Below are 269 nucleotides of genomic sequence, written 5' to 3' on the forward strand. Positions count from 1 at the left end.
GGTGATCTGGTCGATCCATCGCAGCGATCTGAACACCACGCTGCTGGAACTGGCCGAACAGGCCGGTGCCACCGTGCACTTCCATCGCCGCCTGCATACCGTGGATTTCGATGCGGGCTACGCGCGTTTCATCGATGACCATGAAGCGCTTGTGCACGTCCACCTGGGTGGCCGCCAGGCCGATGCCCGGGGCGTCGTACATGGTCTGGAACATGTTGTCGATCAGTTCCTGGAAGGCCGGCGTGGTGACTTCGGCGGCGTCGATCAAC

The 269-nt window shown here is 62.5% G+C and carries 1 protein-coding gene; it reads right to left on the reverse strand.

From position 1 onward, the window contains the following. A partial coding sequence (locus ABGA94_RS10830) for a peptide deformylase (protein ID WP_375367258.1) occupies nucleotides 1-268 on the reverse strand: 268 nt, incomplete at its 3' end. Between the last annotated feature and the right edge of the window lies 1 nt (nucleotide 269).

The organism is Stenotrophomonas sp. 3diitr2024, from assembly GCF_042136455.1.
Taxonomy (GTDB): Bacteria; Pseudomonadota; Gammaproteobacteria; order Xanthomonadales; family Xanthomonadaceae; genus Stenotrophomonas; species Stenotrophomonas sepilia.